At 61.3% G+C, this 16486-nt stretch carries 15 protein-coding genes; 5 read left to right on the top strand and 10 right to left on the bottom strand.

Features of this window, described 5'->3' with window-relative positions:
• Window positions 1–422 precede the first annotated feature (422 nt).
• Entirely contained in the window at window positions 423–1835 is a 1413-nt protein-coding gene (locus G3O01_RS28225) for a methyl-accepting chemotaxis protein (protein ID WP_205809885.1), read from the top strand.
• Between the two features lie 70 nt (window positions 1836–1905).
• Here G3O01_RS28225 and G3O01_RS28220 read toward each other — a convergent pair whose 3' ends face one another.
• The 4 genes from G3O01_RS28220 to G3O01_RS28205 all read right to left on the bottom strand — a co-directional run bounded on the left by G3O01_RS28220 (window position 1906) and on the right by G3O01_RS28205 (window position 6017).
• On the bottom strand, window positions 1906–2724 hold the full coding sequence (locus G3O01_RS28220) for an ABC transporter permease subunit (protein ID WP_205809884.1): 819 nt from the start codon (window positions 2722–2724) through the stop codon (window positions 1906–1908).
• Window positions 2724–3653 carry an ABC transporter permease subunit gene (locus tag G3O01_RS28215; RefSeq protein WP_205809883.1) on the bottom strand — a complete coding sequence of 310 codons (930 nt, stop codon included), beginning with the start codon at window positions 3651–3653 and terminating at the stop codon, window positions 2724–2726. The genes G3O01_RS28220 and G3O01_RS28215 overlap by 1 nt, the downstream gene beginning before the upstream one ends.
• Window positions 3650–4813, bottom strand: coding sequence for a polyamine ABC transporter ATP-binding protein (gene potA, locus G3O01_RS28210; RefSeq protein WP_205809882.1), 1164 nt, complete (start codon window positions 4811–4813; stop codon window positions 3650–3652). The genes G3O01_RS28215 and potA overlap by 4 nt, the downstream gene beginning before the upstream one ends.
• 103 nt (window positions 4814–4916) lie before the next feature.
• A complete protein-coding gene (locus G3O01_RS28205) occupies window positions 4917–6017 on the bottom strand; it encodes a polyamine ABC transporter substrate-binding protein (RefSeq protein ID WP_205809881.1) in 1101 nt (366 codons plus the stop codon).
• Between the two features lie 77 nt (window positions 6018–6094).
• On the opposite strand from G3O01_RS28205, the gene G3O01_RS28200 reads away from it, so the two are divergent.
• The 3 genes from G3O01_RS28200 (at window position 6095) to G3O01_RS28190 (ending at window position 8391) form a co-directional block, all read left to right on the top strand.
• Window positions 6095–6283 (top strand): hypothetical protein, encoded by a 189-nt coding sequence (locus G3O01_RS28200; protein WP_205809880.1) that lies wholly within the window; start codon window positions 6095–6097, stop codon window positions 6281–6283.
• A 315-nt stretch (window positions 6284–6598) separates the two neighbouring features.
• Window positions 6599–7900 carry an Nramp family divalent metal transporter gene (locus G3O01_RS28195; protein ID WP_205809879.1) on the top strand — a complete coding sequence of 434 codons (1302 nt, stop codon included), beginning with the start codon at window positions 6599–6601 and terminating at the stop codon, window positions 7898–7900.
• A gap of 287 nt (window positions 7901–8187) precedes the next feature.
• Window positions 8188–8391: a DUF1289 domain-containing protein gene (locus G3O01_RS28190; RefSeq protein WP_205809878.1), complete on the top strand. Its 204-nt coding sequence runs from the start codon at window positions 8188–8190 to the stop codon at window positions 8389–8391.
• A gap of 99 nt (window positions 8392–8490) precedes the next feature.
• Here G3O01_RS28190 and G3O01_RS28185 read toward each other — a convergent pair whose 3' ends face one another.
• From G3O01_RS28185 to G3O01_RS28165, 5 genes are all read right to left on the bottom strand, one after another.
• Window positions 8491–9135: an OmpW family outer membrane protein gene (locus tag G3O01_RS28185; RefSeq protein ID WP_205809877.1), complete on the bottom strand. Its 645-nt coding sequence runs from the start codon at window positions 9133–9135 to the stop codon at window positions 8491–8493.
• A gap of 94 nt (window positions 9136–9229) precedes the next feature.
• Window positions 9230–10420: a nitronate monooxygenase family protein gene (locus G3O01_RS28180; RefSeq protein ID WP_205809876.1), complete on the bottom strand. Its 1191-nt coding sequence runs from the start codon at window positions 10418–10420 to the stop codon at window positions 9230–9232.
• A 186-nt stretch (window positions 10421–10606) separates the two neighbouring features.
• The gene (locus G3O01_RS28175; RefSeq protein ID WP_205809875.1) at window positions 10607–12043 is read right to left on the bottom strand and encodes an aldehyde dehydrogenase family protein; all 1437 of its coding nucleotides are present in this window, start codon (window positions 12041–12043) and stop codon (window positions 10607–10609) included.
• A 171-nt stretch (window positions 12044–12214) separates the two neighbouring features.
• Complete coding sequence (locus G3O01_RS28170; protein WP_205809874.1) at window positions 12215–13807, bottom strand: ABC-F family ATPase; 1593 nt, start codon at window positions 13805–13807, stop codon at window positions 12215–12217.
• A 97-nt stretch (window positions 13808–13904) separates the two neighbouring features.
• Window positions 13905–14798: an NAD(P)-dependent oxidoreductase gene (locus G3O01_RS28165; RefSeq protein WP_205809873.1), complete on the bottom strand. Its 894-nt coding sequence runs from the start codon at window positions 14796–14798 to the stop codon at window positions 13905–13907.
• A 205-nt stretch (window positions 14799–15003) separates the two neighbouring features.
• Between G3O01_RS28165 and G3O01_RS28160 the strand changes: the two genes are divergently transcribed.
• Complete coding sequence (locus G3O01_RS28160) at window positions 15004–15213, top strand: dodecin (RefSeq protein ID WP_205809872.1); 210 nt, start codon at window positions 15004–15006, stop codon at window positions 15211–15213.
• Between the two features lie 163 nt (window positions 15214–15376).
• On the opposite strand, the gene G3O01_RS28155 is transcribed toward G3O01_RS28160, so the two are convergent.
• Window positions 15377–16471 carry a BMP family ABC transporter substrate-binding protein gene (locus tag G3O01_RS28155; protein WP_205809871.1) on the bottom strand — a complete coding sequence of 365 codons (1095 nt, stop codon included), beginning with the start codon at window positions 16469–16471 and terminating at the stop codon, window positions 15377–15379.
• Between the last annotated feature and the right edge of the window lie 15 nt (window positions 16472–16486).

Below are 16486 nucleotides of genomic sequence, written 5' to 3'. Positions count from 1 at the left end.
TGCACCATATGACAGGGCATGCATTCGGATTCAGCCGCCGCCTAGCAGCCGCAGCAAACCCCACAGGAACTTGCAGACCATGACGATCAGTTCCCATAGATACACCAGCTGTTCCCAGCCCGAAACGCGCGCGAAGGATTCAAACATCGGTCATTGGTTGGAGGATTCGGCAGATAGGCGGCACGGCTCGCGCACGGACACCGGCGATCGTACCCGATCCGACCACGGGATTGTCCCTATCAAGTCGTCCCGTAAGACGCCGTAGAGAATCCGTAAGCATGTCAGACGAAGTGCAATTCATGTGCCGCAGTTCATCAATGGGGTGCCGATCACGACCTGTCGCCCTTTTGCCGCATGTACTCACACGGACATTAAACGGACGTTGGGACGGCGCGCATCTGCGCCGTTCAGGAGACTTGACCATGACGGGCTTCTTCAATCGCCGCCTGCGCCGCAGTGTCGGCACTTCATCCGTGGTCGGCGATATCGCTGCGCACGCGGGCAAGCTCGGCATCGAAATCTGCGATGTGTCGGGTCATATCGAAGAAGTCGCCACGCGAGTCGAACGCCAGGCCGACGTGTGCCAGACGCTGCGCCAGTCGGCGGCCGCGACGCTTGCCGGCAATCACCGCATCGCCGCCGCGGCCCGCGAAATGCGCACAGTCACCGCGCAGGCTGCTGGCGACGTCGAAGGCTCGCAGCAGACGCTCGACGCGTCGCTGTCGGACATTCATGGACTGGTCGAAGGCGTCACGTTGATCGAGAGCCAGATCGGCGCGTTGCGCGCGGCGCTGACGCATGTTAGCCGCGTGTCGGAGGAAATTTCACTGATCGCGCGCCAGACGCATCTGCTCGCGCTGAATGCCGCCATCGAAGCTGCCCGGGCGGGAGAATTCGGCAAGAGCTTCGCCGTCGTCGCTGCGGAAGTGAAGACGCTGTCGGCGAAAACGGCGCAGGCAACGGGCCAGATCGAAACCACGCTTGCGCAGCTCACGGAGCAGACCGAGCGCCTGATTACGGAAGGCGCCGAAAACACGGCGCGCGCGCAGCGCGTGCGCGAAGGCACGCGGATGATCGGTGACGTCGTGCACTCGACCGGTCACGCGATCATGCAATTGAATGCAGAGGCGAACCAGATCGCGACACTGTCGAGCGAAATCGAAGAGCAATGCAATGCATTCGAGTCGCAGGTGCTCGAAATCGCAACCGACGTCGAGCATTCGGGCGAAAACTTCGTGCAGGCGAAGAACCGGCTCGGCAATCTGCTCGGCGTGTCGGAAAACCTGATCGAACTGACCGCGGCCACCGGCGTCGCAACGACCGACACGCCGTTCATCGACGCTGTCGAACAGGCCGCCGCGAAGGTCGGCAAACTGTTCGAAGCCGCTATCGCGCGCGGCGAACTGTCGATGAACGATCTGTTCGATGATCGCTACGTACCCATGCCGGGGACGAACCCGCCGCAATTCATGACACGTTTCACTGACTTCACCGATCGCATCCTGCCATCGATACAGGAACCGATACTCCAGCTCGATCCGCGCGTGGCCTTCTGCGCGGCTGTAGACGTGCGCGGCTACCTGCCCACGCACAATCTCAAGTTTTCCCAGCCTCAACGCGGCGACGCTGTCTGGAACGCCGCGAACTGCCGCAACCGGCGCATGTTCAACGACCGCACCGGCCTCGCCGCCGGCACCCATACGAAGCGTTTCCTGCTGCAAACGTATCGGCGCGATATGGGCGGCGGCGAATATGCACTGATGAAGGACGCGTCAGCGCCGATTTTCGTCAACGGCCGCCACTGGGGCGGATTACGTATCGGCTATCGGATCTGAACCGACTCGCTTTGCCGGGGCCTTTCAAGATGCAGGCACCGGCAAAGGAAATGAAACGACGCAACCTGAACTAGATCGCCATCGCCAGGCGGCGCTTTTCGGCCCGCTGCATGAAGTGATTTGCCACCACGACGCCCACGGTAACGACGGCGATGAACAGCGTCGCCAGTGCGTTCATTTCCGGGTTCAAACCCAGACGCACGCGCGAGAACACCACCAGCGGCAGCGTCGTCGAGCCCGGCCCGGACAGGAACGCCGACAGCACCAGATCGTCGATCGACAGCGTGAACGACAGCAGCCAGCCGGCAATCAGCGCCTGCGAGATCAGCGGCAGCGTGATGAAGAAAAATACACGCAACGGCGTCGCGCCGAGATCCAGTGCCGCTTCCTCGAGCGACGGATGCAGGTCGCGCACGCGTGACTGCACAATAATCGCGACGTAGGAAATACACAGCATCACGTGGCCGATCCAGATCGTGAAAATGCCGCGCCCTGCCGGCCAGCCGAGCCACTTGCCCATTTCGATGAACAGCAGCAGCAGCGAAATGCCCTGGATCACTTCGGGAATCACGAGCGGCGCGTTGATCATCCCGGTGTACAGCGTGAAGCCACGGAAGCGCCCCATGCGCGCGAGCACGAAGCCCGCCCACGTGCCGATGATCACGGAAGCAAACGCCGTCAGCAACGCGACGCGCAGCGACAGCCACGCGGCGTTGATCAGTTCCTCGTCCTGCAGCAAAGCGGCGTACCAGCGCGTCGAGAAACGCGTCCATACCGTCACCAGCTGCGACTCGTTGAACGAATACACGACGAGGCTGACGATCGGCACATAGAGGAACGCGAAGCCGATTGCAAGCGCGATGAACTGTAATACACGATTCGGTTTCATCAGCGCTTCTCCTCCAGTGCCTTCGCCTGCGAGTACTGGAACAGCGCCATCGGCACGAGCAGCAGCAGCACCATTGCGCAGGTGACGGCGGAGGCCATCGGCCAGTCGGCGTTGTCGAAGAACTCATTCCACATCACGCGGCCGATCATCAGCGTGTTCGCGCCGCCGAGCAGTTCAGGAATCACGTACTCACCCACCGCCGGGATGAACACCAGCAGGCAGCCCGCGATGATGCCGTTCTTCGACAGCGGCAGCGTGATCTGCCAGAACGCCTTCCACGGCTTCGCACCGAGGTCGTAGGCGGCTTCCAGCAGCGTCAGGTCCATCTTGACGAGGTGCGCGTAGAGCGGCATCACGAGGAACGGCAAATACGAATACACCATGCCGATATAGACGGCCGTGTTGGTGTGATACAGCTCGATGGGCGAATGAATCAGCCCGATCGACATCAGGAAATTGTTCAGCAGCCCGTTGTTCTTCAGGATGCCGATCCACGCGTACACGCGGATCAGGAACGACGTCCAGAACGGCAGCATCACCGCCATCATCAGGATGTTGCGTGTAGCCGGGTTCGAGCGCGCGATGTAGTACGCCATCGGATAGCCGAGCAGCAGACACAGCAGCGTCGAGATGCCCGCGACGACCACCGAGTTCACGTAGGTCGCAAAGTACAGGCTGTCCTGCAACAGGAACGCGTAGTGCGACAGGTCGAGCGCGATATGAATCACGCCGTCCTTGATCGACGTCAGCTCCGTGTATGGAGGAATGCCGAGCTGCAGGTCCGCGAAGCTGATCTTCACGACCAGCAGGAACGGCACAAGGAAGAACAGCAGCAGCCAGATGAACGGCCCCGCGACGACCGCCGTGCTCCCCGTCAGATGGAAGCGGCGCACGGGCCACATCATGAAGGAATGCAGCGCGCGTTTCATGATGTCAGCACCACGCCCGCCGACGCGCTCCAGCGCACGTACACTTCATCGCCCCATGTAGGCGTTTCGATCTCCGACAGCGCGAGGCTCGACACGTTCGCGATCACCGTCTTGCCCGCATCGAGCTTCACGTGATACAGCGAGTAGCCGCCCATGTACGCGATGTTGGTGACCGTGCCCTTGCCCCAGTTGAACGCGCCTTCAGGCGGCTTGCGTGTCAGCGCGATGCGCTCGGGGCGCACCGAGATCGTCACGGGCATGCCGAGCGGCCCCGTGATGCCGTGGCTCACATAAAGGCGCACGGGCAGATCGGGCGTTTCGATGTACACGTGATCCGGCTCGTCCTCGACCACATTGCCGTCGAACAGATTGGTCGAGCCGATGAACTCAGCCGAAAAGCGGCTGTTCGGATATTCGTAGACTTCGTTCGGCGTGCCGAGCTGCACGATCTCGCCTTCGCTCATCACAGCAAGGCGGCTCGCCATCGTCATCGCTTCTTCCTGATCGTGCGTGACCATGATGCAGGTCACGCCGACCTTGTCGAGAATGTTGACGAGCTCGATCTGCGTGCGCTGGCGGATCTGCTTGTCGAGCGCCGACATCGGCTCGTCGAGCAGCAGCAGCTTCGGACGCTTGACGAGCGAGCGAGCCAGCGCGACGCGCTGCTGCTGGCCGCCCGACAGCTGATGCGGCTTGCGCTTCGCAAAGCGCCCCATCTGCACGAGTTCAAGCGCCGATTGCACACGCTCCTTCAGTTCGGCTTTCGGCACGCCTTCCTGCTTGAGGCCAAACGCGACGTTCGATTCGACCGTCATATGCGGAAAGAGCGCATACGACTGGAACATCATGTTCACGGGCCGCTTGTACGGTGGCATCTGCGCGAGGTCTTCACCGTCGATCAGAATCTTGCCCGACGTGACCGTTTCCAGTCCTGCAAGCATGCGCAATAGCGTCGACTTGCCACAACCGGAACTGCCGAGCAGGGCGAACAGTTCGCCCTTCTTCACCGACAGATTGACGCCCTTGACCGCAACCGTCTCGCCGAATTTCTTCACGACGTCGACGATCTGCACGAAGTTTTCCGCTGCGTTCTGCGCAGCGGCGGAATTGCCCGAGGACGACACGCCGGCCCCTGCCAGCACGTTCGACTGGTCACTCATGATCTGCTGCTTCTCTCCCTGCATTTGACGAACAAAGCCCCCGGCTGCAAACCGAGGGCTTCATGATGATGCTTTCCTGCACAACCGTGTGGCTCAGGTCCGCTTAACGGCCGGACTTGAACTCGGTCCACAGCCGCGTCTGCAGACGCTGGATTTCAGGCGGCAGCGGCTTCAGCAGGAACAGCGTCTTGACGACATCCGCCGGCGGATAGACGGCCGGGTCGTTCGCGACATCCTTGTCCACGTACTTGCGCGCTTCCGCATTCGCGCTCGGGTAGTAGACGGCATTCGTGATGGCGGCGTGAACCTGCGGCGTCTCGATGTAGTTGATCCACTCCATCGCGGCTTCCTTGTTCTTCGCGTCCTTCGGAATCGCCATCACGTCGAACCACACGGGCGCACCGCCCTTCGGAATGTAATAGTCGACCTTGTACGGCTTCTTCGCTTCCGCCGCGCGATGCTTGGCGATCACGACGTCACCCGACCAGCCGTACGCGAAGCAGATGTCGCCGCCGACCATGTCGTTGATGTAGCCCGACGAGTTGAACTGCGTGATGTACGGACGGATCTTCTTCATCATCGCGAGTGCTTCGCGATAGTCGGCCGGGTTGGTGCTCATCGGATCCTTGCCGATGTAGTGCAGCGCGGCTGCGAACATCTGGTCCGGCGCGTCGAGCACGGAGACGCCGCACGCCTTCAACTTCGAGATGTTTTCCGGCTTGAACAGGATGTCCCAGTTATCGAGCGCGACGCCCTTGCCGAGAATCTGCTGCGCCTTCGTCACGTTGTAGCCGAGGCCCGTCGTGCCGTACGCCCAGGGCACCGAGAACTTGTTGCCCGGGTCCGCGCCCGCGACGAGCGCCATCAGCGCAGGATCGAGATACTTGAGGTTCGGGATCTTCGACTTGTCGAGCGGCGCAAAGATGCCCGCTGCGATCTGCTTGCCCGCGTAGTTGCTGGTCGGCACGACGATGTCGTAGCCCGAGTTACCCGTCAGCAGCTTGGCCTGCAGCGTGTCGTCGCTATCGTAGTTGTCGTACTTGACCTGGACGCCCGTCTGCTTGGTGAAGTTCGGAATCGTGTCCTTGGCGATGTAGTCCGACCAGTTGTACACATTCAGTTGTGTATCTTTTGCAGCCGCCGACAGGAAAGGCGTCGCGCACAGCACCAGCGCGGCCAGTTGGCCCACCACCCGTTTCTTCATTCCGTTCTCCGTTCTGACCGGCGCGAAACCGGTCGCTTACCCCGCTTCATGCCGCTGCGTGCTGCCAGTGGCGACCCTTGAAAAACCCGAAAACTACCATCAAACGATGCCCGATTCAAAAAAAACCGCCAGATGTCGCGCAAAGGGTACAGCGCGCCGCCATCCGTGAGCTGTGCTCGACTTCTGTGGGCTTCTGCCTGCTCTCCGCCCGCTTCCTGCGCGGTTTCTCTGCCGTGTCTGGGGTCGAGGGCACCAGCGGCCTGTGAAGGCCGATATGTGGTGCTCCGGCCCGCCAGAATGCACTGAGCCGTTGCGGCCGACACGCGCCGCAAAATTGGCCGCAATTTTATCGGGTTATCGCGTCCTGTCCACCCGAAAAAAACCCGCTTTCGCGCATCGAACCGCCATGTTCCGTTCAGGCCCACTGAAGCGGACTGCATCCACCCAATACACGTCTTCCACCCTCACTATAGACTGTCAAATTAGCCCAGATAGTGGTCGTAATGTGACCGCCTGAAAGGCATTGGAATGCATGGCATGCCGCTTGCCCTTTCAATTGCGTGCTTTGCCATCGATCTGCGATGAACTCGAATCCGTCCGCATTGAATCCGTCCCGCCGGCCCCGCCGCGCGGGCAACCGGCCGCCGCGTTCCGCCAACTGGCTGACGTTCGTCGGCGCGGGCGCGCTCGTCGCGATCGGCTACATGGACCCCGGCAACTGGGCGACGGCGCTCGCAGGCGGTGCGAGCTATGGCTATGCCCTGCTGAGCGTCGTGGTCATATCGAGTCTGATGGCGATGCTGCTGCAGTGGGTGGCATCGCGCCTCGGTGTCGTGACGGGGCGCGACCTCGCGCAGCTATGCCGCGAGCGCACCGGCCGGCACATGACGCTGTTCCTGTGGGTGACGAGCGAGATCGCGATCATCGCCTGCGACGTAGCCGAGGTAGTCGGCAGCGCGGTCGCGCTGCAGTTGCTGTTCGGCGTGTCGCTGACGGCGGGCGTGCTGATGTCGGCGGTCGGCACCTTCGCGATGCTCGCGTTGCAGCGGCACGGGCAGCGCACACTGGAAACGGTGGTGGTCGCGCTGATCCTGTTCGTCGGCTTGTGCTTCGTGATCGAACTGGTGCTCGCGCGCCCCGACTGGCGAGCCGCACTGACGGGCGCGGCGCCCAGCGCCGAACTGCTGCGCAACGCCGGGATGGTGTGGCTCGCGGCGGGCATTCTGGGCGCGACGGTCATGCCGCACAACCTCTATCTGCATTCCGCGCTCGTCAAGACGCACGCGCGGTGCGCCACCGATACCGAGATCGCCAGCACGTTGCGCGGCGTCAACTTCGGCACCTTCAGCGCGCTTTCACTGGCTTTCGTGATCAATGCAGCGCTGCTGGTCGTCTCGGCGGCCGTCTTCCACGCGAGCGGTCATCGCACCGTCACCGATCTCGCCGACGCGCACCGGCTCATCGCGCCCATCGTCGGCTCGCACTGGGCGGCGATCCTGTTCGCAGCCGCATTGCTCGCGTGCGGCCTGAGCGCGACCGTGACCGGCACGCTCGCTGGCCAGGCGGTGATGGAAGGCTTTCTGCAGATCCGGCTGCCACGCTGGCAGCGCGCACTGCTGACGCGCGCACTGGCGATCGGCCCCGCACTCATTGCCGTGGGCCTGTTCGGGCAGCACGGCTCCGCGCAGTTGCTGGTGGCAAGCCAGGTCGTGCTGAGCCTGCAACTGCCGCTAGCCGTCGTGCCCTTGATCCGTTTCGCATCAGATAAACGGCTGATGCACGGCTGGCGCGTGCACGGCGTGCCGCTCGTGCTCGCGTGGATGTGCGCGGCGGGCATCATCGCGCTGAACGGCGCGTTGATCTGGGAAACGGCAACAGGATGAACTTCAATGCTTGCGAATCCATTGCAGAAGCGCCGCTCCGTCCGTTGTAAGTCGCTTTTTCAATGACCTGGTCGTTACTCGCATGCAATGAGATGCAATGCACAGTAATGCATGGGAAGCGCAATGCACGGCCTGCTGCCGCTCCTTTCCTGCCGAGCGCTGGTGTGGCAGCGATAGTGCGAGGAACGTCACTGTGTGTCGGCCGCCAATAAATTGGGTGCCGGAAGCCCGTTTCGCTTTTGGTTTACCATAGCGGACCGCACGCATTCCCCGTTCAAGGTAACTCGATGTCATCGAATCTTCACGACCTCCCCGACAGCCCCTGCATCGGCGTCTGCTCGACGCTCTTCGACGAAGTCTGCAAAGGCTGCGGGCGTACGGCGACGGAAGTGTCGAACTGGGTTTTTCTCACCGACGAAGAGAAGCGCGCTGTCTGGACGCGCATCGAGGGCGAAGGCACGGCCATGCGGTTCAAGTACGACAAGCTGTAATGCCACGCGCTCTGCGCATGCACTGATGTGATCAGCAAAAACGCCGGCTCATCGAGAGGCCGGCGTTTTTCATTGCATGATCCATCACGCGCGAGGCACTCAGAACTTCATCCCGACGCCGAAGCCGACGATCCACGGATCGATATGCAGTGTGCCGAGCGATGCGCCATTGAGCGATGCATCCGTTTTCATCCAGATTTTCTTGACATCGACGTTTGCGAACACCGTCTTCGTCACCTGTACGTCGACGCCCGCCTGCAATGCCGGACCAAAACTGCTGCGCTTGACGGATATCTGCTGGTCGCCCACATGCAGCCCGTCATTGTAGAAGTACGTATAGTTCACGCCCGCGCCGACGTACGGCCGTATCTTCCCCTGGTGATTGAAGTGATACTGCAACAGCAGCGTCGGCGGCAAAACGTTGACACCGCCAAGGTTGCCGAGACTCGACGTCAGCTGATGACGCGACGTGGCGAGGATCAACTCGACACCGATGTTGTCGCGGATCATATACGTGAAGTCGAGTTCAGGCACGATGGCATTGTTGACGTCGACGTTCAGTGCAGACAACGTGTTGTTCGTACTCACCTGCGGCATGATGGAGATGGCCCGCAAGCGCACCAGCACGTCGCCCGCGTGGATGCCTGAAGTCGGATCGCCATCTGCGGCCCATGCATGCGTGGACATCAGCGCCAGTCCCGCCGCGCACAGCGCGGCAGCGATCGATCGGATTGTTGTGTTCATGAGCTACCCTGATTTTCTTGTGTGATTGCGCAAAACGCGATGCATTGCGCAAGAGCATTGTCGAAGCTCGCCGCCGCTCGCTTCTTGATGCCCGTCAACCCAGAGAAAACGCAAGGCGCCCTGCGACAGCCGGTCGCGCCACGCCCGTCAGCAGCAGTTCGAGGAGATCGCGGACGCTGCGGATTGCTGTGCCGAACGGCAAGGCTTCGCGTCCGCGAAAGAACAGACCGTTGTTGACGTCGCCGCGCAGTGCAGCCGCGAGCCGCGTATCGATGCAGAAATGGCCGAACTTTTCGATACCGTCGCGCAGACCGCATGCACTGAGGCATTCGAGTGCAGTCGGACAGGCACGCTTGAGTGCACCAATCTTGGTGCGAATGCGCGATTCGTTTCGCAGATAGCGCTCGAGCCACGGTGTCTTCACAGCGCGCGCGGGCAGGCCTGTCACGCTGACGAATTCGACGATGTCGTCGGGCGTCGCATCGGCAAGCACGCGCTTGAAGTTCGGATGCGCATCGCCCTCTTCCGTGACGGCGAATGGCGTGCCGATCTGCACGCCGTTTGCGCCCGCGTCGAAACACGCACGCACCGCTGCATGGCTGTTGATACCACCTGCAACGATCACCGGCACTTCAGTTCGGTTGATCTGCAGCGAAGTGAAAAGCTGATCGATCTCCTGCAGTACCCGTGTGAAGTCGAAGCGCGCATCGTGCATGTCGTCGAGATGGGTCACGCCGAGATGACCGCCCGCGTGCGCCGGATGCTCGATCACGATTGCATCGGGCAAGCGGCCTTTTTTCAGCCACTTCTTGAGCACCACACCAACGCCCCGGCTATCGGACAGAATCGGCACCAGCGCGATGTCGCATCCTTGCGTCAAGTCGGGCAGATCGAGCGGCAGCCCCGCTCCCATCACGATTGCATCCGCGCCCTCCTCGCAGGCGATGCGCACATAGTCGGCATGCGCGTTGACAGCCTTCATCACGTTGACGGCAATCATTCCGCGCCCTTCGCTGAGCGCCCGCGCCGCGCGGATCTCACGCACAAGCGCAACGCGGTTGGCATCTTCGAGTGTCGCGCGATCGGGCGCTGTACGGCACCGCTCGAGCAGATCGGCATGGTGATGGCGCAGATCGATGCTGGCGATCGTGCCGAGCGCGCCTTCGCGTGCCACACTGCCCGCAAGCCGGTGCGCCGACACACCGACGCCCATGCCGCCCTGCACGATGGGCAGCAGCGTTTGCCCGCGAATCACAAGCGGCGCAAACGGATGAGAAGGAAACATAAGAGGCCTCCGACGTCGACAGGATTCGACGAAAAGCCTCGATGGTCGCAATTGGCCGATGCAGCATCTTGCGTGAGATCAAACAAAAAGCGCGTGCCGGGTACCGACACGCGCTTTCGTTGCGCTCCATCATCATTCATGCACGTCACGCCGACATGAACTGCCGTGCAGCGTGCTCATGCAGTGCTATGCAGGCTTGTTGACCTTCAACTGCATCGACTTGTACTCGAGGTACTCTTCGAGCCCGTATGCGCCGTTCTCGCGTCCGTGTCCCGACTGCTTGAAACCGCCGAATGGCGCGGCCATGTTCCATGCGCCGCCGTTGATATCGACCTGGCCCGTGCGAATGCGCCGCGCGACACCCATCGCGCGCTCGTCGCTGCCAGCCCATACGGCACCGCCAAGTCCATACACCGAGTCGTTAGCGATACGCACCGCTTCTTCCTCGTCCTTATAGGTGAGGATGGTCAGTACCGGACCGAAGATTTCCTCCTGTGCGATGGTCGCCTTCGGATGCACGCGACCAAATACGGTCGGCTTCACGAAAAAACCCTTCGAGATGCCATCGGGCATGCCAGTGCCGCCCGTCACGAGTTCCGCACCTTCCTCAATCCCGCGGGCAATATAGTGCTGCACGCGCGACTGCTGCGCGGCGGAAGCCAGCGGACCAAGACGCGTCGTCTCGACACGCGGATCACCGGCAACGAACGCTTCTGCGGCCTTCTTCGCGAGCTCGCGCGCCTCGTCATAGCGCGATTCAGGCACGATCATGCGCGTGTGCGCCGAGCACGTTTGCCCTGAATTCAGGAAGCACGCGCTGAGTGTCCCTTTGACCGCCGCCGCGAAATCCGCATCGTCGAGAATGACGGACGCCGACTTGCCACCGAGTTCCAGCGCGACACGCTTCACGGTCGCAGCAGCCAGTTCCGACACACGCTTGCCCGCACGCGTCGACCCGGTGAACGACACCATGTCGACCGACGGGTGACTGGCCAGCACTTCACCGACCACCGGGCCATAGCCACTTACGAGATTGAATACGCCAGCGGGCAAGCCTGCTTCATGAATCGCTTCGGCGAGCACGAACGCGTTGAGCGGCGCGATTTCCGACGGTTTGAGCACGATAGTGCAGCCCGCTGCCAGTGCAGCGGCCACCTTGAGCGTGATCTGGTTCAACGGATAATTCCACGGCGTGATCGCCGCAACGACGCCGACGGGTTCTCGCACGACGAGCGAATTGCCCACCTGCTGCTCGAACTGGAATTCACTCGCAAGCTTCGCATAGGCATTCCAGTTGTACACGGGACCGCCAACCTGAATCGCGCGCGCGAGTTTGATCGGCATACCGACTTCACCGCAGATATAGCCTGCCAGCTCATCCGTGCGCGCCTTAAGGTTGTCTGCAATCTTTCGCAGGTACACACCGCGCTCTTTTGGCGTCGTCGCTGCCCAACTGTCGAAAGCGGCACGGGCAGCAGCGATGGCGGCCTCAGCGTCGGCCTCGATTCCTTCGGGAATCCGGCCCATCAACTCTTCGGTACCCGAGTCGATCACGTCGATTGTCCCTGTGCCACAGGGGTTGATCCATTTGCCGTCGATATAGAAGTGTTCGAAGGTCTTCATTGTCTTGTGTCCTGTCTCCTAGATAGTCCGTTTATTTTACTCGTGGGCAAAAGACTCGATCGGACACAGGCAGGAGGAATCGGAGCGCGCGCACCAACGCGTCAGCAACGGGCCAATAAAAAAGCCCGCTTCATGAGAAGCGGGCTTTTGTCGGAACTGATGCGGTAACGCTTACTGCAGACCCTGGCTCGACAGGAAGTCTTCATAATTACCGCCGAAATCGTTCAGCGTGCCATCCGTCTTCACTTCGATGATGCGGTTAGCCAATCCGCTCACGAATTCACGGTCGTGCGAAACGAAGATCAGCGTGCCATCGTATTTGTCGAGTGCGATCTGCAGCGACTCGATCGACTCCATGTCCATGTGGTTGGTCGGCTCGTCCATCAGCAGCACGTTGTGGCGGCCGAGCATCAGCTTGCCCCAGATCATGCGACCTTTCTCGCCACCCGACAGCACCTTCACCGACTTCTTGATGTCGTCTGCATTAAAGAGCAGACGGCCGAGCGTGCCACGCACCATCTGCTCGTCGTCGCCTTCCTTGCGGTACTGGTCAACCCAGTCCATCAGCGTGACGTCGTTCGGGAACTCTTCGTACGTGTCCTGCGGCATGTAGCCGACGTTGGCGTTCTCGGCCCATTTGATCGAGCCGTGGTCAAGCGACAGACTGCCCAGCAGCGAACGCAGCAGCGTCGTCTTGCCCGCGCCGTTTTCGCCGATGATCGCGATGCGCTCGCCCGGCTGCACGCTGATGCTGAAGTTATTGAAGATCGTGCGCTCGTACTTCTTCGAGATGCTTTCCGCGACGACCGCAATATTGTGCAGCTTCTTCTCGTACTCGAAGCGGATAAACGGATTCTGGCGCGATGACGGCTTGAATTCCTCGATCTTGATCTTGTCGATCATCTTCAGACGGCTGGTTGCCTGACGTGCCTTCGACTTGTTGGCCGAGAAGCGGCGCACGAAGTCCTGCAGATCGGCGACGCGCTCCTTTGCTTTCGCGTTCGCGGCCTGCTGGCGCTCGCGCGCCTGCGTGCTCGCGAGCATGTAGTCGTCGTAGTTGCCCGGATAGACCTTCAGCGTGCCGTAGTCCATGTCTGCCATGTGCGTGCAGACCTGGTTCAGGAAGTGTCGATCGTGCGAGATGATGATCATCGTCGAGTCGTACTCGTTGAGCACGTCCTCGAGCCAGCGGATCGAGTTGATGTCCAGGTTGTTGGTCGGTTCGTCGAGCAGCAGCACGTCCGGCTTCGAGAACAGCGCCTGCGCGAGCAGCACGCGCAGCTTCCAGCCCGGCGCGACGTTGCTCATCGGACCATTGTGCAGGTCTATCGAGATACCGATGCCGAGCAGCAGTTCGCCCGCGCGCGCTTCGGCCGTGTAGCCGTCGTACTCGGCGAACTTTGCTTCCAGTTCAGCCGCGTGCATGTAGTCGTCGTCGGTCGCTTCCGGGTTCGCGTAGATCGCGTCGCGCTCGGACATCGCCGCCCACATTTCCGTGTGGCCCATCATCACGACGTCGAGCACGCGCACGTCTTCGTACGCGAACTGGTCCTGACGCAGTTTACCGAGACGCACGTTCGGTTCGAGCATCACGTTGCCCGAGCTCTGCTCCAGGTCGCTGCCCAGGATTTTCATGAACGTCGACTTGCCGCAACCGTTCGCGCCGATCAGGCCGTAGCGGTTACCTTCGCCGAATTTGACCGAGATGTTCTCGAACAGGGGCTTCGGCCCGAATTGCATGGTGATGTTGGCAGTAGACAGCACGGCGCGTCCCTTTGAATGATAGATCGGCGAAAAACCAATTATTTTAGCAGGTTATCGCGTCACGCGCGCCGCGCTCCGGACTGCCGCGCCTGTCCTGCTACCCTTTTTTACGCGGCGTGTGCAACACGTCGATGAAACCGGCGAAATCTGCATTCGCGAGTCCCATGGCTGCACCGAGACGCAACAGCTGCTGCACTGTGCCCGAAACCGGCATTGGAGTGCCTGTTTCATATGCAGCGGCTGCAATCGTGTCCACATCCTTCTGGAACGTGCTCAGCGCCCCGATAGGCGGCTGGCCCGACTGGGTCATGCGCGGCACGAAGGTCTGCAGCAACACCGAGTCGGCCCAGCCGCCCGCCAGCGCCTGCGTCAGCCGTGCTGCGTCAATGCCGCTGCGCTGCGCAAGGCTGACGGCTTCGGCGATGGCCGCCACCGTCGAGGTCACGATCGCCTGATTGCACAGCTTGGTGGTCTGTCCCGCACCGGCTGCGCCCATATGCGTGACGCGCGATGCGTAGGCTTCGATCACGGGTGTGACGGCTTCGACATCGGCCGTCTCGCCGCCCACCATCACCGCGAGCGTGCCAGCGACCGCGCCTGCCACGCCGCCCGAGACGGGCGCGTCGATCCAGCCGATGCCCGCTTCCGCTGCCCGCCTGGCGAAAGCGCGCGTCGCTGAGGGCGGAATGCTGCCGTGATCGACGATCCAGCGCACCGGGCTTTTGCCGTTCACCTGTTCCACGCCCGGCACGATGCCGTTCACGCCGAACACCACCTCTTCGACAGCTGCTGCGTCCAGCACACACAGGAAAATCGCTTCAGCTGGTCCGACGAGTTCGGCCGGGGTCGACGCGACCGTCGCGCCATCTGCAATGAGCGCTTCCGCTTTCGCGCGCGTGCGGTTCCATACCTGCACTGCATGACCTGCACCCAGCAGATGCCGGATCATCGGCGCGCCCATCAGGCCCGGTCCGCAAAAACCGATCTTCACGTCTCACTCCTCCGTTCGATGCATTGCACGCATCGGGTTGCATCCGCCGGCACGATGCAGCCGGCGACGTTCGAACCGCCCATGATACCGGCCGTATCGCGTTGCAGCATGCCGGGCATGCGATGTGCGGCATGTATTCGGGTTCATCGGGTGCTGTCGTACGACACGCATTGCCTATACTTTTTCGACCACCAGGAGGTAAATCATGAGCGACCACGTGTACAAGCAGATCGAGCTGACGGGTTCGTCGACCAAATCCAGCGACGACGCTATCCGTTGCGCGATCGAAAAAGCAGGTAAAACGCTGCGTAATCTGCACTGGTTCCAGGTCGTGGAAACGCGCGGCCATATCGAGGACAACAAGGTCTCGCACTGGCAGGTGACGCTGAAAGTGGGCCTGCGTATCGACGACTGATCTGGCGCGCGGTCCGCGCGACCCGCAGACATGAAAAAAGCTGCATCCGGCGAGAAACCGGATGCAGCTTTTAGCGTTCGCGCTTGCCGTGCAAACACATGTATTGCGTTGCATTCTCGCAAATCACAACTCGCGCGAATGCAAGCGCTTCATTTCACGCTGATCACTTCGGCAGCGTACCGTCCACGCCCTCGACATACCAGTTCAGGCGTTGCAGTTCAGGATCGGTCAGCGTCTTGCCAGCCGGCACTTTCACTGCACCCGTCTGATCCTTGATCGGGCCCGTGAACACATCCCACTTGCCGCCTGCCAGTTCCGTGCGCTTCGCGTCGACATCCTTCATCGCGTTGGCCGGAATTGCCGACGTGTTCATGTCCTCGAGATTGACGGCCTTCTGCGGAATGCCCCACCAGACGGGATCGTTCTTCCACTTGCCGTCCAGCACCTGCTGGATCGCAGCCGTGTAGTAGACGCCCCAATGTGCGACGACTGAACCCAGGTGCGCCTCAGGGCCAAACTTCTTCATGTCCGAGTCCCAGCCGAATGCATGCACATGCTTTTCTGCAGCAGTCGCCAGCGTCGCGCTGGAATCTGTGTTTTGCAGCAGCACGTCTGCGCCCTGTCCGATCAGCGTTTCGGCTGCCTGCTTTTCCTTACCCGGATCGAACCAGCTGTTGATCCAGATCACCTTCGTATGCACCTTCGGATTCACCGAGCGCGCGCCGAGCGTGTATGCATTGATGTTCCGTACCACCTCAGGAATCGGCACCGAAGCGACAAAACCCAGCGTGTTGGTCTTCGTCACGTAGCCGGCCGCGACGCCTGCGAGATACGCACCTTGATACATGCGCACGTCGTAGGTACCAAAGTTCGCTGCCTTCTTGTAGCCCGTCGCGTGCAGGAAGACGGTGTCTGGAAAGTCCTTCGCGACCTTCAGTTCGAAGTCCTGGAAGCCGAAGCTCGAACCGATGATGATCTTGTTGCCCTTGTTCGCCAGATCGCGGAACACGCGCTCGGAGTCAGCCGACTCGGGCACGTTCTCGACTCGCGTGATCTTGATCTTGTTGCCGAACTTCGCTTCCGCTTCCTTCGATCCCTGATCGTGCGCGTAGGTCCAGCCTGCGTCGCCGGGGTTGCCGAGATACACGAACGCGACGCCGGGCGCATCGGCGGCCTGGGCAGTCTGCGTCAGCGCACCGCCCGTCGCGAGCGTCGCGGCGGCCAATGCCAGTGCGCTCAGTATGGTTCTTTTCTTCATGTTTTCTCCTGTCGT

The organism is Burkholderia sp. Ac-20365 (genome assembly GCF_017104715.1).
Taxonomy (GTDB): Bacteria; Pseudomonadota; Gammaproteobacteria; order Burkholderiales; family Burkholderiaceae; genus Paraburkholderia.
This window is presented reverse-complemented; position numbering and strand designations above follow the sequence as displayed.

Coding starts and splice junctions, on each gene's coding strand:
- G3O01_RS28205 (WP_205809881.1), bottom strand. CDS start 6,017: ATGAAGAAACGGGTGGTGGGCCAACTGGCCGCGCTGGTGCTGTGCGCG.
- G3O01_RS28220 (WP_205809884.1), bottom strand. CDS start 2,724: ATGAAACCGAATCGTGTATTACAGTTCATCGCGCTTGCAATCGGCTTC.
- G3O01_RS28180 (WP_205809876.1), bottom strand. CDS start 10,420: ATGTTTCCTTCTCATCCGTTTGCGCCGCTTGTGATTCGCGGGCAAACG.
- G3O01_RS28195 (WP_205809879.1), top strand. CDS start 6,599: ATGAACTCGAATCCGTCCGCATTGAATCCGTCCCGCCGGCCCCGCCGC.
- G3O01_RS28160 (WP_205809872.1), top strand. CDS start 15,004: ATGAGCGACCACGTGTACAAGCAGATCGAGCTGACGGGTTCGTCGACC.
- G3O01_RS28185 (WP_205809877.1), bottom strand. CDS start 9,135: ATGAACACAACAATCCGATCGATCGCTGCCGCGCTGTGCGCGGCGGGA.
- G3O01_RS28155 (WP_205809871.1), bottom strand. CDS start 16,471: ATGAAGAAAAGAACCATACTGAGCGCACTGGCATTGGCCGCCGCGACG.
- G3O01_RS28215 (WP_205809883.1), bottom strand. CDS start 3,653: ATGAAACGCGCGCTGCATTCCTTCATGATGTGGCCCGTGCGCCGCTTC.
- G3O01_RS28175 (WP_205809875.1), bottom strand. CDS start 12,043: ATGAAGACCTTCGAACACTTCTATATCGACGGCAAATGGATCAACCCC.
- G3O01_RS28190 (WP_205809878.1), top strand. CDS start 8,188: ATGTCATCGAATCTTCACGACCTCCCCGACAGCCCCTGCATCGGCGTC.
- potA (WP_205809882.1), bottom strand. CDS start 4,813: ATGAGTGACCAGTCGAACGTGCTGGCAGGGGCCGGCGTGTCGTCCTCG.
- G3O01_RS28225 (WP_205809885.1), top strand. CDS start 423: ATGACGGGCTTCTTCAATCGCCGCCTGCGCCGCAGTGTCGGCACTTCA.